Consider the following 3,876-nt stretch of genomic DNA (forward strand, 5'->3'; position numbering starts at 1 on the left):
CTGATGTCCCCGTTGAAGGAAAAGGTACTATAGAACATAAAACTCATATCGGTGACATTGCTTACATCCCAGCCGTTAAGATTCCCGTTAAAGGCAGTGGCATTATCGAACATACCACCCATATCGGTCACCTGGGAGAGATCTGGTACGTCCGTGGCGTTGTACACCATGTTCCGACAACCTTTGAAGGCATAGTACATGGTGGCCCACGGGTTGGTGCCCCATTGCTCTATGCTTGCCAATCTATCCCGGTCCGCTTGAGCGAGATTGCCATTGCCCATCTGTATTGCCGGGAAAGTGCCTATTATGGCCACGGTATAAGTGCCCACCTCGATGTACTTGTGCTGGGGGTCATTGCTATGGGTGATGTCTTCCACCGTGCCATCCCCCCAGTCTATGGTATAGTCGTAGGTAAGGGCATTGTCCACCCCGATCACAATGGTCTCACTTTTGGCCGTGGTCACCCATGTGGTGACAAAGGAGGCGGGGTCATCGGCCAGAATATCAATGACGTTGGTCACGGTAATGGTGATCGTGGCCTCGGTGGAGCCGTTCGCGTTGGCCGCCATTACGGTGATGCTGTGCTCCTCTGCGGTCTCAAAGTCCAGGGCCTTGCCCTCCACAAGGCTCAGCTCGCCCGAGGAGGCGTCGATCTCAAACAGGTCGTTGTCGTTCACACTTATGGTGAAGGTGGCATTGGGGACCACAATGGTGCCGATCACATCGGTATCGGCAATGTCCTCCGCCGCCTCAAAACTCTGGGCCTCTATCTCAGGGATGTCGGCCACATTTATGGTGATCGTGGCCGTGGCGCTACTGTTCCCATCCGTTACGCCCACCATTATGGAGTGGCTCTCGGCGGTCTCAAAGTCCAGGGTCTTGCCCTCGGCGAGGCTCAGCTCGCCCGAGGAGGCGTCGATCTCAAAAATATCGTCGTCGTTCACACTTATGGAGAAGGTAAGGGCATCCTGTTCCGGGTCCGTGGCCGCAACGGTGCCGATCACAGCGGTGTCGACAATGTCCTCGACAACTCCAAAGTCCTGGGCCACGATCACGGGGGGGTCGTTGTTGGCCTGCTCCTGGGTCACGGTGAAATTTCCCGTGGAAGTGACGGTCTTTCCCCCTACGGTGACGCTCACCTTGCCCGTGGTGGCGCCTTGTGGCACCGAGGTGGTGATCTTGGTGGCGGTGGCCGCGGAGACCGTTGCGGTGGTGGTACCGATCTTCACGGTGTTCTTCGATGGCGTGGTGCTAAAGTTGGTCCCGGAGATCACGAACACCGTGCCCACAGGTCCGGAGCTGGGCGTGAACCCGCTTACCGTGGGAGCCTTTGCCGCGGTCGTTGGACCATCATCTTTGCTACATGAAATTACAAGGCCCAAAGCAAAAAGGGCCAGGAAAAACAATTTTTTTTGTGACATAATTTCTAAAGTTTTATCATTAAATCCACAATTTCCCAAAACCCGGACAAACTTTTAGGTGCGATCTGACGGATGGCGTTTTTGGGTTGATGTAGGCCGTTTTTGGTTTGTTACTGCCTGCCTGCCGTAGGCAGGGGTTATTCAGTTATTTTGTTACTGAGTTACTGGGTTACTGGGTTATTGAGTTACTGGGTTATTGAGTTACTGGGTTATTGAGTTACTGGGTTACTGAGTTATTCAGTTATTTTGTTGTTGGAAGTTGGAAGTCGCCTGCCCGCCGCAGGCGGGGAAGTCAGAAGTTTGAACTTGAACTTTTACTTGATGGACGGTCTCTAGTCTCTAGTCTCTAGTCTCTAGTCTCTAATCTCTAGTCTCTAGTTTCTTGTAATAGGTTATTCAGTTATTTTGTTACTGTGTTATTTGAATTTGATACTTGGGCTTGAACTTGCTCTTGCTCTTGTCTAGTCTCTAGTCTCTAGTTTCTTGGTTCTTTGGTTATTATGTTATTTGAACTTGATACTTGGGCTTGAACTTGCTCTCGTCTCTTGTCTTTGGATTATTGGAATTTGGTATCTGGTGCTTGGAATTTGGAGTTTGTGATTTGGGATTTGGTCAGAAGTCGGAAGGCAAGACGGGAAAGTCTTTGTTCTTGTGTCCAGTAGCGAAGCGGTCTTTACTCTTTTATCTTAATGCCCACACCCTGCATATCTTCAAAAAGATGTTGCGTTTTTTCCGCTTCACTTTGTCTTACGGAGATGACCAACTCGCAATCCATTTCCATTTTTTGGGAGACAATGTTCAGGTTTTTTTGTTTGATGGTGCGCATGACCTTGTCCATTTCAGGGTATTCAAATCGGAGTTCAAATTTGGATGCAATCACCCGCTCCACAATTTTGGCATTTTCAAGGGCCATTTGCGCCGCCGTGCGGTAGGCCTGGATCAACCCGCCGACCCCTAATTTGGTGCCGCCAAAGATTCGGGTGACGGTCACCAGCACATTGGTCACATCAAAAGATTGAATTTGCCCATAAATGGGCATTCCGGCAGAATTGTTGGGTTCCCCGTCATCATTCGCGCGATAGGAGCGGTTCTGTTCTCCCAATTGCCACGCATAGCAAACATGATTGGCCGTGTGGTATTTTTGTCTCAACTCCTCAACAATGGGCTTTACCTCATCTTCCGAAGTAATAGGAAATACTTGGGCAAAAAACTTGCTCTTCCGGTCTTTGTAGAGGATTTCTTCCGAAGGTTGGGCAACGGTTTTGTAGACATCATTTTTTTGCATCAGAGCAAAACTACCTATTCAGAATGAGATGGGAAGCATTTTGGACTGTCAGAAGTCAGAAGTCGCCTGCCCGCCGCAGGCGGGGAAGTCGGGAGTCAGAAGTCAGTATGCAGTATGCAGTGCACAGTCAACAGTAATTCCTGTTTTTGGTTTTGACTCAGGCAGGAATTAGCATGAAGGATTGTTTGTTCTTGTCTCTTGTCTCTTGTAATGGGTTATTTTGTTACTGAGTTACTGAGTTACTGCCTACTGATCTACTGCCTACTGGAAGCCTGCCATAGGCAGGGGTTTTCAGTTCTTCAGATATTGGAAATTGCTAATTGTCCATTGTTATTAGAAAAGAGCTACCAATATAGTGCTCAATTGCAATTGTGATCAAGTCCATCATCATAAATGTCCCACCCTTTAGTATTGATCAGTTCACCCCTAGCATTAGCTCCATTGCAGTAAGTAACATTGTTCGTTCCCAATGTTAAATTTTCTGGGGTATTGGGATTAGCAGCCCACCCAATCAAGATATTATCATAATTGGTAGTGGAAAGCCCTGAATTATTGAAAATACCATATAGATGTCCTGAACTTGCAATGTTCCATGTCCCAAGGTTTTGGTCAAAGGAACTTGCATATTTGAACATATATCTCATATCTGTGACATTGCTCACATTCCATCCACTGATGTCTTGGTTGAAGGAGGTGGCACTGGCGAACATTTCATACATTTGTATAGCACTGCTTACATCCCATCCTCCAATGTTCTGGTTAAAGGAAGAGGCACTGGAGAACATAGAGGACATTAAGCCAACCTGACTCACATCCCAACCGCTTATATCTTGGTTGAATGCATGGGCGGAATGAAACATAAATATCATATTCTGTACCTTACTTACATTCCATGCGCCAATATCTTGGTCGAAGGAACCTGCAAAATGGAACATACTTGACATATTCAATACATTGCCCACATTCCATGCGCTGATGTCCCCATTAAAGGCAGAAGCACCTGTAAACATATTCGACATATCCGTAACCGTGCCCACATTCCACTCATTGAGATTTTGGTTAAATACTTCGGCACCTTCGAACATCGCTGCCATATTGTTTACTTTGCCTACATTCCATCCACCTATGTCCTGATTAAAAGAAAGGCATCTGTAAAACATGCTGTTCATA

3 protein-coding genes are annotated in these 3,876 nt (G+C 47.4%); all 3 read right to left on the bottom strand.

The window, feature by feature from the left end; all coding sequences use genetic code 11:
• The coding region (locus A7D14_RS07745) for a BspA family leucine-rich repeat surface protein (protein ID WP_141673291.1) at window positions 1-1,421 on the bottom strand (1,421 nt) is incomplete at its 3' end.
• A 673-nt stretch (window positions 1,422-2,094) separates the two neighbouring features.
• Window positions 2,095-2,706 (bottom strand): IMPACT family protein, encoded by a 612-nt coding sequence (locus A7D14_RS07750; RefSeq protein ID WP_067032377.1) that lies wholly within the window; start codon window positions 2,704-2,706, stop codon window positions 2,095-2,097.
• 359 nt (window positions 2,707-3,065) lie between these two features.
• Window positions 3,066-3,876: BspA family leucine-rich repeat surface protein (locus tag A7D14_RS07755; RefSeq protein WP_067032380.1), on the bottom strand; the 811-nt coding region annotated here is incomplete at its 5' end.

Origin of the sequence: Allomuricauda sp. CP2A (assembly GCF_001683915.1) — a bacterium.
Taxonomy (GTDB): domain Bacteria; phylum Bacteroidota; class Bacteroidia; order Flavobacteriales; family Flavobacteriaceae; genus Flagellimonas.

Coding starts and splice junctions, on each gene's coding strand:
- A7D14_RS07750 (WP_067032377.1), bottom strand. CDS start 2,706: ATGCAAAAAAATGATGTCTACAAAACCGTTGCCCAACCTTCGGAAGAA.